This is a genomic window from Flavobacterium panici (assembly GCF_903819335.1).
In the GTDB taxonomy this organism is placed as follows: domain Bacteria; phylum Bacteroidota; class Bacteroidia; order Flavobacteriales; family Flavobacteriaceae; genus Flavobacterium; species Flavobacterium panici.
Genome location: NZ_CAIJDE010000043.1, coordinates 191,295 through 208,234 on the forward strand (window position 1 = coordinate 191,295; position 16,940 = coordinate 208,234).

Here is a 16,940-nt window from a genome sequence, read left to right on the forward strand (position 1 = left end):
TATAAAATTTTAAAGTGCTTTATTCAAAAGATAAAGCACTTTTTTTTTACCTGCAACAAACACAAAAACAGGTATTTATACCTAGAAAAAGAAAAAATAATTGCTTAAATTTGAGAGAACAATTACGTATAAGCAGGTTTAACTAAATATCGGCACAATATGAAAACAAACCCAAATCAATCTGTAAAACACTTAAATAGTAATGATTTCGCTTATTCTGCAAAAATTTCAACTCCAAACGGAGAAAAAGATATCCAATCCTTTCAAATTGGAGATTCAATTTTAGCCTTTTCGGCAAAATTAGAATCGGGTACCGTTAAACTGACTGCTTCTCAGGCAAAAGTTTCGTTTAGCAATGGTATCGAATGCAGCAAACAAACCCGCATGATTTATCTGGATTTAATGGACTTTCAAGGTTCATGTAAAAATATTACCTGCAGCGCAGATCAGCTTTTTTTATTGAGTAACGGTAAATATGCTCCTGCTTCGCAATTGCAGCCGGGACAAGAACTTGTCGATAAAGAAGGGAATCCCATTCATATAGAATCGGTTAAAGCAGGTTCATTACGCGGCGGCATTCATAGTATTTCAACAAATGCGGCAGTTGGTGACATTCCGAATGGTCATTTATTTGTGGCAAATGATATTATAATGGGAGACTTTTCACTTCAATTGTATTTTGATTATCTTCCTGACGATTTGAAACAATAAAATATGCCTTGGAATATTCTTGAAAATTTATGGAACCGCACTATAAATACATCCGCTGTTATAACGGATAAACAATGGGATCTGGAAATTAAAACCTTGTTCCAGTTAGGTATCAGTATGGAAGATACAGTTCAGTTTTTATATTTTGAAAAACCTGATTTTGAAACTTTTAAAACCTGGATTAACAATCAAAAGAAAAACGGAAACACTGTCGTAGCAACTGTAAACAATGTGCTTTCCGAACAAGATCTTGAGTTTTGGGATAAAAATGGTTATGTAATTGTAAAAAATGCTGTTTCGCAAAAAGACTGCGAAGATACCGTTAACGCCATTTGGGATTATTTAGAAATGGATCCTGATAAAAGCGAAAGCTGGTACAAAAGACATAAAGATCAAAAAGGTTTAATGCTTAATTTTTCTGATCACGAAACTTTAAATAAAAACCGTTTTTCTCCAAGAATAAAAAAGGCTTACGAACAGCTTTATAACTCCACCAAAATTTACAAAACGATTGACAAAGTCAGTTTTAATCCGCCTGAAACTAACGAGTTTACTTTTTTAGGAAGTCCGCTTCATTGGGATATTAGTTTAAAACAGCCCATTACTTTTGGATTTCAGGGACTGCTCTATCTTACAGACTGCGGTATTGATGACGGCGCTTTTCATTGCGTTCCGGGATTTCATAATAAAATCAATGACTGGCTCAATGATCTTGAACCAAATGAAAATCCAAGAAACAAAGCCATCGAAACCTTACGACCAGAACCGATTACTGGCAATGCAGGCGATTTTATAATCTGGAACAATACTTTACCGCATTGTGCATCACCAAATAAAGGTTTAAGTCCAAGAATGGTACAATATCTTACCTATCTGCCAGATGATTATGATGCATCCGGAGAATGGATTTGATTTTTTATATAAGTGAATCTTCCGGATTGCACGGAAAATAAATTTTTATATCTGTCCCTACTCCTAATTTTCCCGTTGCATAAATATTGCCGCCAACTGTCTGCATAATTTTTTTGCATAAAGCCAAACCTACGCCAGAGCCGCCGTATTCATCCTGATTATGCAGTCTTGTAAAAACTTTAAAAATTGTTTCGGCATACTGCTGTTCAAAACCAATTCCGTTATCAGAAAAATTAACCCAATGGCAGTAAATTTTATTAGAATGCCCCACCAATTCCGCCTCTTTTGAAGCCGTGATTTTAATTACCGGCGTTCTTTCCTGCGAAGCGTATTTTAATGAATTTTGAATAATATTAGAAAATAACTGACGCATTAAAAACCCAATGGCGTGAACTTCGGGAAGGTTTTCACTTTCTATAACTGCATTCTTCTCAGCGATATTTTCTTTCATCTCTGCTAAAGTAATCTCCAAAATCTGATTCAGATCAACTTCTTGCAAAGCATCTCTGGTATATTTTATTCGCGTAAACTTTAGGATATCTTCTAGTAAAACCCGCATTCTTGCTGCAGATTTTGATACTCTTACTAAGGAACTGGAAATGGATTCTAACGGAATAACATCTAATTCTGTCAGCATTTTTGAAGTAATTAACTGAATTTTGCGCAGCGGTTCCTGCAAATCGTGTGTACTAATCCAGTTGATATTTTCAAGTTCAGCATTGGTTTCGCGCAAAATTTCGCTTTGCGTACGGTATTTTTCTTCCTCTTCACTAAGCATTATCATCATCAAATGGTTGTGAAGCGTATGTGCATACTGGGTTGCGGCATTAATTTCGTACTGCTTCCAGATGTTGCTTTGGTTTTTAATAATTTGTTTCCAGATATTAAATGAATTTCTGGGATGCAGGCCGTTGCTGTCTTTTACAATAGCTTTTTCGGGATCGCCTCCCCAATTAATTTCTGAAATTGTTTCGGGCCTGTACCAGATTATATGGTTGGCACTGTCGAGAGAATGATAAATAATACCAGCAAAATCAGAGCATTCTTCCATTTCCGGAAAATGGTCCCTTAGCTTATTTGTGCTAAATGTTTTGTCTGTTGTTTTTTTATTAATCGATTCAATTAAGCTTATAATCTGTTCATTTGATGGCGTTAAACCGTTTTTGTAAATTTTATCTTTTACTAAAACAGAAACTCCAGACGCATTACAAATATTCAATAATTGTGGTGACTTGATAATCGTTTCTAATGAATCCTCTGTAAGCGGAAGTTCTAAACCGGATAATAATTCGAGTGCCAAAGATGTTTTTCTGGCATTTACATTTTCATCATTTGATTGTCGTATATCGATTTGAGAGGTAATAAACTGCCCCTGAAGTTTTGCTGCGAGCCTGATTTCCGGCGAAATATTCTTTTTAGAATAATGATGGCAGGCTATTAAGCCCCAAAGTTTGTCCTGATGAATAAGTGAAATCGTTAGTGTCGCGCCAACGCCCATATTTTTTAAATATTGAACATGAATTGGAGACGTGCTTCTAAGTATCGAAAGGCTTAAATCCAGATTCTTATCTTCTCTGTTATCATCAATCGTAAAAATAGGAACGGGTTTATAATCAATATCAACAATTAACCTGAGCTGGTTTTTTATATATAATTCTCTCGCCTGAGGCGGAATATCGGTATGCGGATAATGCAAACCTAAAAAAGGTTCAAGGTCTTCCCTGCAGTTTTCGGCAATTACTTCACCATTATACTGTTCATCAAAACGATAAATCATAACACGGTCATAACCGGTAATTTCGCGCGTTCCCTGCGCAACAAGTGCACACAGGTCTTTAAGAGAACTTGTATTGTTCATTTGGGTTACAAACTGAATAGTCTGCGTATAAACATCAGCCAGTTTTTCTCTATCGGGAAATTTTGGTTCTGCCTCAAGAACATAAATATCAAAACTCTTGTGAATGCTTAGCTGAAATTGCTTTTCGAGCAAATTTATTTCAAGTGGAAATACATTCTGAATTTTATCTTCATTTAAATATTCTAAAATCTGCTCCTGCGATTTTGAACCAAAAACTGCTGTTAAATCCTTTCCTAATACTTCGGTATGCTGTATATCAATAAATTCAGCAATATTAGCGGTACAAAAATCTATTTTCCAATCGGCATTCAGACCAATTAAAAAACCATGTGGCTGTATACTTCCCGGAATATGGATTGGTTCGTGCTCACAGTTGGTTAGTGTAACAATATTGCGATTAACTATATCTTTAATCTTCATTTTCTTTATGCCTTCTCAAAGTGATTGTAAATACTATCAAAAGCATATATAGCTCCTTTTATGATATCGTCTGCACAATTATAATCTTGTTCATATTCAGCAAGTACATTTAGAAAATTTTTCCAGTAGCTGCCTGTTTTGTCTCCGTAACCTTTAAAATACGATACACCCAGATCGTTAGAGAGCTGCGGGTTAAGTACAATGTTTTTTAGTATAAATCTTCCGCCTAAACTTGAACCTTCAATAACATACAAAACGCCCAGCGCAAAAGGAACTGTCATTTCTGAACGATCAAAAACCTTTGCCGATCCTGTTTTTTGGTGATGAAGGAAAAGAAAATCTTCTTCAATAAGATGTGTTTTTTTTCTTTGTTCTAAATCTTCAACAATACCAGAAAGTAAGGGATATATTGTGTCTTCCGTATTTTTATGAACGTCATGCATTAAACTCAAATATTGAATATAATCTTCGATTTTCATCTCTGGAGACAAAATAGAAGCTGACACCGGAAGGCTTTCTAATTTTTTATGAGAAGTAGCGGTTTGTGTTTTTATATCCGTCAGAAATTCTGAAGAAAGCAAAGAAGCGGGGTTTGTGTTCATTGTAGGTAATGTTATGCTGTTAGGAGAATCTTTTTATTTCTCACTAAAAACAAATTTATAAAAAAACATTGCCAATTTTTTAAAAAATCTATTACAATTTCTTTTTAATTGCGTTATTTCTTTTTCAAATATTAAAATTTAAAAATTTCTTTAAGTTCTATTATTTTCTTTCCCGCTGGAAGTATTTTTGGGGCCTTCACTAATTTCTGTGCCAAAAGCTGTGTTTCAAGCGGTTTAAACTTGGTAAGGATGCCAATTGAATTGAGGAAATTGAAAAGTTTAACCGAAATTTTTTCGCCCAGTCGGTCAGTATCTTCACGTACCAAAGGTCCCGGTCTAAAAATAATATACTGCTCAAAATTAAGTTCGGCGATATAATCTTCCAGCTTTCCTTTCATTTTAGAGTAAAAAACACTACTTGTCGCAGAAGCTCCGTAAGAAGAAACGAGTACAAAAGATTTTACTCCATTTTGTTTCGCCGCAACGGCAAATGCAGCCGGAATATCAAAATCTATCTTCCATTGTTTTTCTTTAGATCCTGCAGCTTTTAAAGTTGTTCCGAGGCAGGAAAACAAAACACCTCCGTTTATCTGATCTTTAAAGGATTCAATATCATCAAAATTGACAATGTGTTCTGTTAATTTAGGATGTTCTTTGCCCGAAGGTTTTCTAACAAAAGTTACGACAGAAGAATAATCATTATCCTTGAGCAGTTCTTCTACCAAAAATTTCCCGGTTGAGCCTGTAGCCCCAATTACCAATGCTTTCATAAATTCAGGTTTAATTGACTGGTTGTACAGCGTTAAAGATACTTAAAAACAATGAATTGAAAATGACGTTTTAAACAAAGTAAATTGGCGTTTTAAACAAAATCGAAAGTTTTGCTTCTCTATAATTTTGCTTCATAACAATTAAACATTTATAAAAATGAAAACAAATAATTATCAGGGAGCATTACAAATCCCTTTACAATCAGGATTTAATGCAAAATCAACTGCTGCAGATGTAATTAAAGGAATTGACCTAACAGGAAAAATTGCTATTGTAACGGGCGGACACACGGGCATTGGTTTAGAAACTACTAAAACACTTGTAAATGCCGGAGCAACTGTAATTGTGGCGGCGAGAGATATTGCAAAAGCGCAAAAAAATCTTGACGGAATTGCCAATGTAGAGTTAGAAGCTTTAGATTTTATGAATCCGAATTCTATAGATTCGTTTGCATCAAAATTCCTTTCTTCAGGAAGACCGCTTCATCTTCTTATTAATAACGCAGGAATTATGTGGGTTCCGTTACGCAGAGACGATCGTGGTTACGAATCGCAATTGGTAACCAATTATTTGGGACAGTTTCAGCTTACAGCAAAATTATTTCCGGCGTTAAAAAAAGCAAATGGCACGAGAGTCATAAATGTATCTTCATACGGTCATCAAATGGCGCCGTTTAATTTTGACGATCCTAATTTTCTTCACCGTGAATATCATACTTTGCAAGGTTACGGACAATCAAAAACGGCCTGTAATTTATTTGCTTTAGAACTGGACAATCGTGCAAAAGAGTTTAATGTAAGAGCTTATTCCCTGCATCCGGGAAGTGTTTTGGGAACTGATTTAGGAAGAGATGAACCTATTGAATTATTCAAACAAATAGGAACGCATGATCAGGACGGGAATTTAAAACCAGAAGTTGCTGTTTTATTAAAAAACGTACATCAAGGCGCTGCAACTACGGTTTGGTGCGCTGTAAGTCCTTTATTGAACAATATTGGCGGTGTTTATTGTGAAGATGCTGATGTTGCCCGATTAGATCTTGGAGAAGTCGAACACAAATTTGATGATCCTTCAACTATATTTGGCGTTCAGCCTTATGCTTTAGATCAGGATAATGCAAAAAGGCTTTGGGATTTAAGCGAACGTTTATTAGGAATGTCATTTGACGTTATTTAATCAGGATTTAGAAAATAATATACCGTCAGGATTTTTATCTTTGATAATCGAAGAAAAAGCCTGGCGGTTAAAACAGTTGTAAAATGGAACATATATCAAAATATTTAACTCCTGAGATCAAACTTTCTTGTTATGAAGATAAGTTCTTCAAATCTGATTTGGTTTTTGATGATCATATGCTGATTTGGTTTATTTCCGGAGAAACCAAAATCATACAAACCGATGCCGTTTTTACTTTTAAAGCCGGAGATATTTTCCTTATTCCCAGAAATTTACTGGCAACTATTATCAATTATCCCAAAAATGGACAGCCGCATAAAACGGTTGTTATGCATCTTTCGGTAAAACGTTTAAAAGAGTTTTATAAGAATGTAGATTTAAGCGCCAAAACAACTTCTGAACAAAAAATCATTTCTTACAGCAATCATCCGTTGTTAGAAAGCTGTCTGGCTTCCTTAATGCCTTATTTTGATATTGAAGGCGATTTTCCAGAAGATATTGCTTCTTTAAAAATAACCGAAGCGATCACTATTTTAAGAACAATCGACAAAAGAATTGATGCTGTTTTAGCAAGCTTTGACGAACCGGGAAAAATTGATTTGATCGATTTTATGCAGCGTAATTTTATGTTTAATATGCCAATGGAAAAATTGGGTTATTTAACAGGCCGCAGTTTATCTACTTTTAATCGCGATTTTAAAAAGTACTTTAATACAACTCCTCAAAAATGGCTTACTAAAAAAAGGCTTGAATTAGCACATTATCATTTGGCAGAGAATAAAAAAAAGCCAACCGAAATATATTACGAAGTTGGTTTTGAAAATCTTTCCCATTTCTCTTTTGCGTTCAAAAAACAATTTGGTTATTCACCAACAGCATTAGCCAGTATTGAATAAATTATTTTCTTGGTTTTATTCTAACCGAATCTTTATCAATATTTTGCTTTTTTGAAGAGCTGGTATAAGTAGCACCATCCTGAGCATCTTCGCCTGGTCCTATTCCCGTTCCGGTTCCGCCTTTTGCAGTACCTTCTTTTCCTAAGTCTTTATTGGTCGTCGAACTTGCAGCGCCTGTAATTGGCTTGCCCGTACTTTTATTCGTTCCGGTTTCATTTGTACCTGTACTGTCTACAGGCTTTTTTGTACTGTCTGTTACAGTGGTGGTTTCAATTTCATCACTGTAGCCATCCTGATTATTTTTACATGAAAATAAAACTGTAATCAGAATAAAGAGTAAGGCTATATTTGATTTAAAAAATGATTTCATAATTATAATTTTAGTTTGTAAACTTTAAATTTATTTTATGCACGGAAGCTGTAATACATTAGCATTCAAAGGCTGTTCTATTTTTCTTTCGAGTTTTTCACTATTCACCGTTATATAAATTTCCATAGAACCTGTTCCAACTTTCAGCGCAAGAATATGTCCGCCATAAGCATCAAATTTATCATCTGTGGCAACTCCGTGAATGTGCAGGGATGGTTTTCCTTCATTCCATGCAATCGAGCCCGTTAAACTTCCCATTTCGACTTTATTGAATGTTTTAGGATTAAATTTCTTTTGATTAAAATCGTAAAATCCAAAAGTAACTTCCTGCGCAAAACCAATTCCGCTAAAGTTTGCCGAAGGAACCTGCTGTTCTTTTGCTAAGTTTTCAATCAAGCTGAGTACATTATCTCCCTCACGCAAAACCATCAAATAACCATAAGTCGTTTTGGTATAACGGCATTTTTCATTGTCATTTTTTTGCTGCGCCTGCACACTTACAGCCATACATAAAAATGCTCCAAATACTATTTTTCTAAATGATAAATGCATCTCCTGAATATTAAATAATTACAATTTTAAAATTACCCAGATATGTAAACAAATCTTTACACTATTTCGATACGATTATTACAAAACTTCTACATCTTGCTATTTAATTACTTTTTTGGGCAATAAATGCCTTAATCAATTGTTATAAATAGATATTTAGAAGTCAAAATTGCTTCTATACATTTCAAAATAAATTTAAGTATGAAAAGAATATTGTTTTTAATTATAATCGTTACTTCACTTCAAGCTTATTCTCAGGGAGAAGTTAAAGGGAAATATCAGCCTATTCAATCTAAAACTCCGGAAACTAAAGAAGTTATTCCGCCAACGGAAACGCCGCCGCCGGATGAACCTACTCTTGCAAAAGATCCGATTGTTTTAAAAATAAACCCGGAGGAACTTTTTAAGGACAACACGCTTTATAAAAGAGAGGCAAATGTTGAAGGTATTTTTTACAGAAGAAATGAATATTTAGGTGGTTTTGTAACCAAATCAACAACCTCAACCATTCGTTATCGTGATGCTGCTTTTGTTGACGGTGATAAAATTAGAGTATATCTTAATGATAAAGTGATAGAACCGGAAGTTAGTCTGGTAGGAGAATTTAAAGGATTTAAAATAAACCTGGTAAAAGGAATGAACAAAATTGATTTTGAAGCTTTAAACGAAGGCTCAGCATCACCAAACACAGCCGAATTTCAGGTTTATGACGACAACGGAAAAGTGATTGAAGCCAGCCAATGGAATGTTGGAACTGGATATAAAGCTGTTATTATTTTATATAAAGACTAAATTTGACTATTAATTCAAAAAAAAGCCTGTAGAGAAATCTACAGGCTTTTTACTTTTTACTATTCACTGATCACTAGCTAACTGATCACTGACCACTACTCATTCTTTCTTCCATACATCAAAATCCTCTTAAAAGAATAAATAGCCGGAAGTTTAGGAAAATTTACTGCAATTCTCTCTTTATATGTTTTAATGAAAAGTTCTTTTTGTTCGCCTTCAAGCCTTTCTATATAAGGAATTAATGCCGAACCCGAAATAAAATTATAAAGCGTTTCGTGATCATCAGCAATAATGGGATACACTTTCTGGAGGATTTCAATGTCCTTGAGACCTCCGTCAAAAAGTATTTGGGCATATTCATCAAGACTTAAAACAGGAGAATCTCTTTTATAGCCTTTTAAATACGATTTAAACGGTTCTTCATCAATAAGGTCAGAAAGGATTTTATTGAGTTTATTTTCTGGCTGAACAGGCATTTGTACGGCAAACTGTCCGTCTTTATTCAATAATTTCAATAAATTTGAAAATAAACTTTCATGATCGTTTGACCATTGTAAAGCTGCATTGCTAAAAATCAAATCCCATTTTTCTCCTGAATGTATGGTTTCTTCTGTAGTTGCTTTTTTAAAATGGAGATTATCCGTTTCTAAGGATTTTGATTTCTCCAGCATTTCTGCAGAAGAATCTATGCCAAGAAAATGAGCCTCTTTAAATTTATCTGCCAAAATAGAAGTTTGTTCTCCCGTACCACATCCTAAATCAATAGCATTCATTCCGTTTTTGGGTTGTATAAATTCAATTAAATCATAAAACGGTTTGTATCGAATATCTTTAAACTTATTATAAACATCTGGATTCCAAGGCATATTTTGATTTTTTAAATTAAAAATAAGGGAACTGTAAATTCGCATTTTGCAAGAAATACTAAGATACTAAATTTCAATTTTTGCAGATTAAAACCAACTCACAATAATCTCATAAAAAAAATAATTACATAAATCGCTTTAAAATTATACCGATTGGTATATATTTGTATAACTAAATCATTTCAAGATGAGTAAAGCAGAAAAAACTAAGCAATTTATAATAGAAAAAACCGCTCCAATCTTTAATACAAAGGGTTACAGCGGTACATCTATAAATGATATAACAACGGCAACAGGTCTTACCAAAGGAAGTATTTACGGTAATTTTGAGAATAAAGATGAAGTTGCTATTGCTTCTTTTAAGTTTAATGTGAAAAAGCTTCACGATGTTTTAAGCCGGGAAATCGAAAAACAAAGAACTTTTAAAGAAAAATTGCTAGTTTATCCACGTGTTTATGCCAAATACCCAAGTCTGGATGTAACTATTGGAGGATGTCCTATTTTGAATACTGCCATAGAATCTGACGATACGCATCCGGTTCTTAAAAAATATGCCGAAAGAACGCTGTTGTATTGGAAAGACAAACTAATGTACCTCATCGATCAGGGTATAAATGCCGGAGAATTTAAAGCAAAATCAATTAATGTTGAAAACACAGCTTTAACCATAATTGCATTGATTGAGGGAGGCATGATGATAAGCAAATTAACGGGAAGTGACACTGATTTATCTGCTATAATGCTTTCGCTTAACAAAATTATCGACGACTTAGAATAAAGCAATAATCTACCGATTGCTTTTTTTACATACAAAAATATACCGATTGGTATAATTACTAATTTTTAAAATTTAAATAATGAAAACAAAAACAAGATTAGAAGTGTTGCAAGATCACATTGGCGGCGAATTTGTGCTTTCGCCTTCTCCATTTATGCTTTGGATGAAACCTATTGTTATCGTCGCAGAACCTGGAACGGTAACTTTTAAATACCACATTAGAGAGGAAATGACGAACCCAATCAAATCTTTACACGGCGGAGTTACTGCGGCAATTGTAGATGATTGTATTGGTGCAACGTTATTTTCGCTTGACGAGGAACATTTTTATACCACAATAAACCTAAGTATTGATTACTTCTCTCCTGCGCATTCCGGAGACAATATCCTGGCGAAAACATCCATAATAAAAAAAGGAAAACAATTCGTAAATGCGCAATGCGAGATTTGGAATGAAACCGAAACAAGGCTGATTGCCAGAGGATATTCTAATCTTTTTAAAACCAATGTAGTCAAAAAAGTTCTTTGATATCGATTCACTTTTATAAGAAATGGCGTATAAAATGGAAATAATATAAAATATGTAAGAAATTATATAAAAATTTAAAATATATAGGGTTTAAATTTGATTATAGTAAATTTCTTAAATATTTGATTTATCGTAACTAATAAGTAAGTATTTTTCTAGTTATAAAACTAGTTAGTTCAGCTTTTTTTTTACAATTTAAATAATTTACAATCATACTTTACTTTCCGTTTTTTATAAAAGTGAATTCTTAATCATGCAGTAGGAAAAAGCAGTTATTTGCTGCAGGCAGATATATAATTAAGGGTTTAGCATTACTTGAAATATAGTTTTCGACAGTATCTAATTTTTAACTAAACTAAAAATTATGAAAAAATTTGCCTTATTAATTTATATCATTTCTATTCAAAGCTTTGGACAGATTTATGTTGGTGCAAGTACTCCCGTTTATGTAAAAAACCAGGTTCTTTACGTAGGACAGACGATAAACCTTGCCGCAAACTCAAATTTATATCTGCGTAATTTATCTCAGCTGGTTCAGGGTACAACAGGAACTTCGACTAATGTAGGAACCGGAATAATTTCTGTTTATCAGGAAGGAAGCGCAGATAATTTTGACTACAATTACTGGTGTTCTCCCGTAGGTGTAAACGTAGCTGCAACCGGAAACCGAAATTTTGGTATTACTTTACTGAACAGGCCAACGACCTCAACGGCATCAACTGCTGCAACAATCCTTCCGTTAGCGAGTTATGACGGAATTGCAAATCCGCTTTCTATTGCTTCACGATGGATTTATAAATTGACCAATGCTAATAGTTATTCGCAATGGGTTCAGGTGGGAACTACCACTACACTAGCTCCCGGTGAAGGTTTCACCATGAAAGGAACCAGCGGAACTGATGCTGTAGATCCCGAAGGAACAGGTGCAAATAATCCCGGCGGAACTGGCGCTCAGCGTTATGATTTTAGAGGAAAACCCAATGACGGAAATATTACCGTTACTGTTGGTGCAAACAATGCTTCTACTTTAACCGGAAATCCGTATCCTTCTGCATTGCATTTAAACGCTTTTTTATTAGATCCTTTAAATAATGCCTGTACGGGAATTGCTTATTTCTGGGAACAGGATAAAACCACAAATTCACATTTAATTAAGGCTTACAGAGGCGGATATGCCACTTATTCACCCGGAAGTTTAGGTTCAAACGGTATTTATGTTCCTGCCACTTTTAATAGTTATAATGGTGATGGTTCATTAAATACGGTTGGTACTTCGTCTGGGCTTATGCGTCAGCGTAAATACGCACCTATTGGACAGGGTTTTGTAATTAAAGGCGCTGCAAACGGAACCGTAACCTTTAGAAATTCGTATCGAATATTTTATAAAGAAGGTGCAGGTTTATCACAATTTGAAAAACCCGCAAGAGACAAAACCACCGATAAAACCGTAGAAACGGCTAAAACTGAAAAAGCCGAAGAATCAAATGATATTCCGCACATCAGGATAAATGCTATTATCAACAACGAATTTACCAGACAGCTGGCTCTTGCTTTTTTACCCGAAGCTACTGACGGAGTTGACAGAGGGCTTGACGCCGTAAGCATGGACAATTTTCCCAGCGATACTTTCTTTTTGATGGAAGGAAAAAATTATATTATTACAGGTACTAATTTTGATATTACCAAACAAATTCCTTTAACCGTAAAGGCCGAAGCCAGCACTACCCTTAAATTTTATATTCCCGAAGTTATCAACTTTGACCCTGCGCAAAATATATTTATATATGATGCTTCAGATGCATCGTATCATAATATTAAAACGGGGAATTATGAAGTTACCATTCCGGCAGGCGTATTCCCGGATCGTTTTAAAATTACTTTCACAAACAAAACACTGGGTACAGATGAAAATACCAAAAGTAATTTTTTCATTATGCAGGACAATTCAAGCCGTTTATTAAAAGCTACAAATCCGGATTTTATTTCGTTTAAGTCATTTTATCTCTATGATATGGTGGGTAAAATGGTTCGGTATAAAGAGAACTTAGGGGTTGAAGAAAACTATAGTTTCTCTACTTCCGGCTTAAGTTCCGGAGTATATATTGCGACCTTCATAACTGCTGATAATGAAAAAATATCCCAAAAAGTAATTATTTCGAATGCAGGAAATTAATAATGTTTTTATTGCCTTTCAACTATCTAAAACCTGAAATTATGAAAAATACAGCCTCAAAAAACCACCAGACATTATTACTACTCGTTTTTATTTTTTTATCCTTTATCGCAAATGCCCAGGTCGGAATTGGAACTACTACTCCTAATGCGAGTTCGGTATTAGATATTACCTCAACTACTCAGGGTATGCTGACTCCCAGAATGACAACTGCCCAAAGAACTGCCATAACAACACCTGCTGACGGATTAATTGTTTATGATACTGATTTAAAAGCTTTTTACTATTATTCTTCAGGTTCTACCTCATGGTTAGTGGTGAGCAGCGGTATAAATCCCAGATTAAATTTTAAACGTATTCGATCTACAGATAATTTAGCAACCGTTCTAGCCGCTGAACTTACTGCAGGCGGAGGAGCGAAATATCTTTTAAACTCAAATACATTGTATGAAATAAATGGTACTGTTACCTTCAACTTTCCTATAGAATTAAATAATGCTTATGTACACGGTTTAGATTCTAATGATGATATTATACTTAGAACAACAGGAAATATTTTTGAAGGCGCAACAGGAGGAAATATAAAAAATGTTACGCTTAGAGCAGCAACAGGTAGTGTTTTTAACCTTAGCGGAGCGGCAACTCAAAATTTAGTTTTTAGGGACTGTATCGTTGCCAATTCAGCAAGTGTAGGAACAATATCTGGTTTCGGGCTTGTATTTTTGAGTATTGTCAATTTTACGGGAAATACAACCGGAATAACCTATAACAATATTAATCAGCTGTTATTAAGCAATATGGGTTGGTTTGGTAATAATGCCGGGACTTACGAAAAACTAACCGGAACTTTTACATTAGTAGAAAAACAAGGTGGTTTTAGTCAGGTTGACGGAACTGCCGTAGGATTTGATGTCTCTACTACTGGACTTAGTATTACCGGAGATGCCATATTAGAATCTGTTGTTTTTACAGGCTCAAATACAACAGGATATGTAAAAGGCTATACTACAGGATCATATACAGGATATAATTTTAATAACAGTTGGAATGTTAGAGCTTCCGGAATTCCAACAGAAACAGATGCTAATGCTGTAGGCGATCTTTCTATGGATTATGCTGTTGGGAGTGGACTTGGAGTTAGTTTTACAAATAACCTCAACCCAAGTAATATAGTAAAAGTAGGCTCTGGAACTCCTTCCACCACCTATTCAAATTTATTTAGATTTTCAACTGATGCTGCAAATCGATTACGATATCAGGGAAAAAAGAAGAGAATCTTTCAAATTGGAGGATCTATTTCTTTCCAAGTGCCTGGAGCAGGAACCTACATTATCTATATCGCAAAAAACGGAACAGTAATAACCCAGTACAAAATTTATGGAAGAGGGCAAATACTTAATGATATTGTGGTACTTCCCATAAACGCATCAGTAGAATTAGTAAATAATGATTATATTGAAGTTTTTGCACAACGTTATACAGGAGCTAATGGAGATATCGTCGTTCCCAATATGACACTTATAATTAAATAATTTACTCATTTGTATAAAAAATGTAGTCCCTACGGGACAATAATATCGGGTAATGCATTTTTTTTCTACCGATCTGAAACTCCTAACGGAGTTTTTTTTCTGCAGCAAATTTCCAAACATTTTCTACCGACCAGAAATTCCTAACGGAGTTTTTAATTTTTAATATATTTCTACTAAAGTAAACTCCTGGCGAAGTTTTTTAAAGTCTAATACATTTTCGACTAACATAAACTCCGCTAGGAGTTTTATATCGGTGGAAAAAAATACCAATCCCTGCAAAATTACCCCCTAGGGGCTATAGATTAGAAACTCCTAGCGGAGTTTTTTAATTTTTAATATATTTCTAATAACGTAAACTCCGCTAGGAGTTTTTGGTCGGTAGAAAAAAAAATATGGACCCCGGCAAAATTGTCCCCGTAGGGACAACTCATCACACATACAAATAAAATATTAAAAAAAAAGGCTGTCTCAAAAGTATGATCAGCCCCTTTTATATAATTGATAATTAACCATTAAGAATTCACAATTCCTCAAAATCCCCCGGTTTCCAGCTTCCGTTAAAAGCGGTGGTTTCCGGGCCGTAAATTCTAAAATAAGCAAACCAGCCTCTGTTAGGCAGTGTTTTTATCCATTGTCCTTCTTTTCCCTCAGGAGCTTTTGGACCAAAATACAAATCAATACTCTTTCCTCCTATTTTATCTTTCAATTCAAATAAAGAGCGAAGAGCCGCTTTATTCTGATCTGTTATAACCTGACTTCTCGTAAGGGCATCATAAATAGTTACCGACCAAAAAAGCTTCGCAGGAACAGGCGTAGGAATCGTAATCTTGTATGTTTTTCCGCCATCGACGTATTTTCCTGTGCCGTCTTTAAGTCCAAGCCAGTATAACGACCCAGCACCTTCTTTTCTTCGAAACATTGAAGGAGAGGCTCCAATAGCCTGATAAAACCATGTTTCGCGACCATCAAGATCAACATAGTTTGGGGTATTGAAGTCTCCATCTTCAAATCTTAAGCCAACCCATTCCCATTTTCTGTCTTTCCATACTACTTTATCAGGACGGCGGTCGGCAAACGATTGTACCCTCATTTGTGCATTCGCTATTTTCGCCGCTTTTTCGAGTATTCCTTTCAAACGCGCATCGGGTTTAAAAGGTTTTCCTTTTATAATACCCAATACGGCAAGTTCTCCGTAATAATTTCGATACCCATCATAAGCAGGTTCACGCTGAATTACATCATTTAGCGCTTCCCAGTATTTAATATTATTTTCCCATGCAACAGGTGTTGTATTCTGAGGTTTATCTGTAAGTTCAAGCCAAGTTGGTTCTTTCCAGTCGGCTCCTTTGTTTAACGGATATACTTTTACCGTTTTAATGCGTTCCATAGCCGCTTTTACATCACCGCCTACAGGAAGCGAACGTATTCCCACGGTAAGATTGTTTGAGGAAGATTTCCATACATAATAACCAGAACCCGGAACAGAGCCTTTATAAGCAGGCGGAAGTAATAAATGTTTCCCTCCATTTCCTGCATCAGGCCCCGGAATCCCCATATCGGCAACCCATCGCTGGTTTACGTCCATAGCAACCACAATAAGCGGTCCTTTAGGAACTTCAATAATCATTGGCCCTTTTGACAAATCAATTGGAATTGGACCATACGGAGTATCAGAGTTTAATGTAAAACCTATTTGTCCCGGTTTGGTATCTAATGTTCCAAATGAACTGTTTGGGATGATTTTAATCGTGTCGTTTCCTTTTACCAAACCTTCACCCGAAACTGTTGGATAGAAAAATTTATACGCTTGTATTGCCCTGTTTAAATCAGCATCATCGTATGCTTTTTGTATTGTTTTTTCGGTTGGATATCCTCCAACAAATTCATAACCGTCTGAACTTGAATCTGACGAGTTATTGTCTAAAACTGAAGTATCAGATTCTTTTTTACAGCTGCTTAAAACAAGAAGAAGCAGACTAAAATATAGAAATAGCTTTTTCAT

At 34.9% G+C, this 16,940-nt stretch carries 16 protein-coding genes; 9 read left to right on the forward strand and 7 right to left on the reverse strand.

Features of this window, described 5'->3' with window-relative positions; genetic code table 11:
- Positions 1 to 159 precede the first annotated feature (159 nt).
- Positions 160 to 711, forward strand: coding sequence for a hypothetical protein (locus FLAPXU55_RS12100; RefSeq protein ID WP_180857871.1), 552 nt, complete (start codon positions 160 to 162; stop codon positions 709 to 711).
- A gap of 3 nt (positions 712 to 714) precedes the next feature.
- On the forward strand, positions 715 to 1,623 hold the full coding sequence (locus FLAPXU55_RS12105) for a phytanoyl-CoA dioxygenase family protein (RefSeq protein ID WP_180857872.1): 909 nt from the start codon (positions 715 to 717) through the stop codon (positions 1,621 to 1,623).
- Between the two features lie 4 nt (positions 1,624 to 1,627).
- On the opposite strand, the gene FLAPXU55_RS12110 is transcribed toward FLAPXU55_RS12105, so the two are convergent.
- The 3 genes from FLAPXU55_RS12110 to FLAPXU55_RS12120 form a co-directional block, all read right to left on the reverse strand.
- Positions 1,628 to 3,901, reverse strand: coding sequence for an ATP-binding protein (locus FLAPXU55_RS12110; protein WP_180857873.1), 2,274 nt, complete (start codon positions 3,899 to 3,901; stop codon positions 1,628 to 1,630).
- Between the two features lie 5 nt (positions 3,902 to 3,906).
- Positions 3,907 to 4,503 carry a biliverdin-producing heme oxygenase gene (locus FLAPXU55_RS12115; RefSeq protein WP_180857874.1) on the reverse strand — a complete coding sequence of 199 codons (597 nt, stop codon included), beginning with the start codon at positions 4,501 to 4,503 and terminating at the stop codon, positions 3,907 to 3,909.
- 131 nt (positions 4,504 to 4,634) lie between these two features.
- The gene (locus FLAPXU55_RS12120; RefSeq protein ID WP_180857875.1) at positions 4,635 to 5,273 is read right to left on the reverse strand and encodes an NAD(P)H-binding protein; all 639 of its coding nucleotides are present in this window, start codon (positions 5,271 to 5,273) and stop codon (positions 4,635 to 4,637) included.
- 157 nt (positions 5,274 to 5,430) lie between these two features.
- Between FLAPXU55_RS12120 and FLAPXU55_RS12125 the strand changes: the two genes are divergently transcribed.
- Both FLAPXU55_RS12125 and FLAPXU55_RS12130 read left to right on the forward strand, forming a co-directional pair.
- Positions 5,431 to 6,450 carry an SDR family NAD(P)-dependent oxidoreductase gene (locus FLAPXU55_RS12125; RefSeq protein WP_180857876.1) on the forward strand — a complete coding sequence of 340 codons (1,020 nt, stop codon included), beginning with the start codon at positions 5,431 to 5,433 and terminating at the stop codon, positions 6,448 to 6,450.
- 83 nt (positions 6,451 to 6,533) lie between these two features.
- Positions 6,534 to 7,346 carry a helix-turn-helix domain-containing protein gene (locus FLAPXU55_RS12130; RefSeq protein ID WP_180857877.1) on the forward strand — a complete coding sequence of 271 codons (813 nt, stop codon included), beginning with the start codon at positions 6,534 to 6,536 and terminating at the stop codon, positions 7,344 to 7,346.
- 1 nt (position 7,347) lies between these two features.
- Here FLAPXU55_RS12130 and FLAPXU55_RS12135 read toward each other — a convergent pair whose 3' ends face one another.
- Both FLAPXU55_RS12135 and FLAPXU55_RS12140 read right to left on the reverse strand, forming a co-directional pair.
- The gene (locus FLAPXU55_RS12135; RefSeq protein ID WP_053470347.1) at positions 7,348 to 7,716 is read right to left on the reverse strand and encodes a hypothetical protein; all 369 of its coding nucleotides are present in this window, start codon (positions 7,714 to 7,716) and stop codon (positions 7,348 to 7,350) included.
- Between the two features lie 30 nt (positions 7,717 to 7,746).
- Entirely contained in the window at positions 7,747 to 8,268 is a 522-nt protein-coding gene (locus FLAPXU55_RS12140) for a PPC domain-containing DNA-binding protein (protein ID WP_219637260.1), read from the reverse strand.
- Between the two features lie 201 nt (positions 8,269 to 8,469).
- On the opposite strand from FLAPXU55_RS12140, the gene FLAPXU55_RS12145 reads away from it, so the two are divergent.
- A complete protein-coding gene (locus FLAPXU55_RS12145) occupies positions 8,470 to 9,060 on the forward strand; it encodes a hypothetical protein (protein ID WP_053470345.1) in 591 nt (196 codons plus the stop codon).
- A gap of 95 nt (positions 9,061 to 9,155) precedes the next feature.
- Here FLAPXU55_RS12145 and FLAPXU55_RS12150 read toward each other — a convergent pair whose 3' ends face one another.
- Positions 9,156 to 9,926, reverse strand: coding sequence for a methyltransferase domain-containing protein (locus FLAPXU55_RS12150; protein ID WP_180857878.1), 771 nt, complete (start codon positions 9,924 to 9,926; stop codon positions 9,156 to 9,158).
- Positions 9,927 to 10,113: 187 nt separating this feature from the next.
- Here FLAPXU55_RS12150 and FLAPXU55_RS12155 point away from each other — a divergent pair, with 187 nt between their 5' ends.
- From FLAPXU55_RS12155 to FLAPXU55_RS12170, 4 genes are all read left to right on the forward strand, one after another.
- A complete protein-coding gene (locus FLAPXU55_RS12155) occupies positions 10,114 to 10,704 on the forward strand; it encodes a TetR/AcrR family transcriptional regulator (protein ID WP_180857879.1) in 591 nt (196 codons plus the stop codon).
- A 79-nt stretch (positions 10,705 to 10,783) separates the two neighbouring features.
- Entirely contained in the window at positions 10,784 to 11,233 is a 450-nt protein-coding gene (locus FLAPXU55_RS12160; protein ID WP_235992037.1) for a PaaI family thioesterase, read from the forward strand.
- Between the two features lie 364 nt (positions 11,234 to 11,597).
- Positions 11,598 to 13,406, forward strand: a complete 1,809-nt coding sequence (locus FLAPXU55_RS12165) for a T9SS type A sorting domain-containing protein (protein WP_180857880.1) — start codon at positions 11,598 to 11,600, stop codon at positions 13,404 to 13,406.
- Positions 13,407 to 13,447: 41 nt separating this feature from the next.
- The gene (locus tag FLAPXU55_RS12170; protein ID WP_180857881.1) at positions 13,448 to 14,938 is read left to right on the forward strand and encodes a hypothetical protein; all 1,491 of its coding nucleotides are present in this window, start codon (positions 13,448 to 13,450) and stop codon (positions 14,936 to 14,938) included.
- 520 nt (positions 14,939 to 15,458) lie between these two features.
- Here FLAPXU55_RS12170 and FLAPXU55_RS12175 read toward each other — a convergent pair.
- Positions 15,459 to 16,940, reverse strand: coding sequence for a DUF1254 domain-containing protein (locus FLAPXU55_RS12175; protein WP_180857882.1), 1,482 nt, complete (start codon positions 16,938 to 16,940; stop codon positions 15,459 to 15,461).

Excerpts from the sequence above, each read along its gene's own strand:
- FLAPXU55_RS12100 (WP_180857871.1), top strand. The coding sequence starts at position 160 with ATGAAAACAAACCCAAATCAATCTGTAAAACACTTAAATAGTAATGAT.
- FLAPXU55_RS12115 (WP_180857874.1), bottom strand. The coding sequence starts at position 4,503 with ATGAACACAAACCCCGCTTCTTTGCTTTCTTCAGAATTTCTGACGGAT.
- FLAPXU55_RS12125 (WP_180857876.1), top strand. The coding sequence starts at position 5,431 with ATGAAAACAAATAATTATCAGGGAGCATTACAAATCCCTTTACAATCA.
- FLAPXU55_RS12110 (WP_180857873.1), bottom strand. The coding sequence starts at position 3,901 with ATGAAGATTAAAGATATAGTTAATCGCAATATTGTTACACTAACCAAC.
- FLAPXU55_RS12145 (WP_053470345.1), top strand. The coding sequence starts at position 8,470 with ATGAAAAGAATATTGTTTTTAATTATAATCGTTACTTCACTTCAAGCT.
- FLAPXU55_RS12175 (WP_180857882.1), bottom strand. The coding sequence starts at position 16,940 with ATGAAAAAGCTATTTCTATATTTTAGTCTGCTTCTTCTTGTTTTAAGC.
- FLAPXU55_RS12155 (WP_180857879.1), top strand. The coding sequence starts at position 10,114 with ATGAGTAAAGCAGAAAAAACTAAGCAATTTATAATAGAAAAAACCGCT.
- FLAPXU55_RS12120 (WP_180857875.1), bottom strand. The coding sequence starts at position 5,273 with ATGAAAGCATTGGTAATTGGGGCTACAGGCTCAACCGGGAAATTTTTG.
- FLAPXU55_RS12170 (WP_180857881.1), top strand. The coding sequence starts at position 13,448 with ATGAAAAATACAGCCTCAAAAAACCACCAGACATTATTACTACTCGTT.
- FLAPXU55_RS12150 (WP_180857878.1), bottom strand. The coding sequence starts at position 9,926 with ATGCCTTGGAATCCAGATGTTTATAATAAGTTTAAAGATATTCGATAC.
- FLAPXU55_RS12160 (WP_235992037.1), top strand. The coding sequence starts at position 10,784 with ATGAAAACAAAAACAAGATTAGAAGTGTTGCAAGATCACATTGGCGGC.
- FLAPXU55_RS12135 (WP_053470347.1), bottom strand. The coding sequence starts at position 7,716 with ATGAAATCATTTTTTAAATCAAATATAGCCTTACTCTTTATTCTGATT.
- FLAPXU55_RS12140 (WP_219637260.1), bottom strand. The coding sequence starts at position 8,268 with ATGCATTTATCATTTAGAAAAATAGTATTTGGAGCATTTTTATGTATG.
- FLAPXU55_RS12165 (WP_180857880.1), top strand. The coding sequence starts at position 11,598 with ATGAAAAAATTTGCCTTATTAATTTATATCATTTCTATTCAAAGCTTT.
- FLAPXU55_RS12130 (WP_180857877.1), top strand. The coding sequence starts at position 6,534 with ATGGAACATATATCAAAATATTTAACTCCTGAGATCAAACTTTCTTGT.
- FLAPXU55_RS12105 (WP_180857872.1), top strand. The coding sequence starts at position 715 with ATGCCTTGGAATATTCTTGAAAATTTATGGAACCGCACTATAAATACA.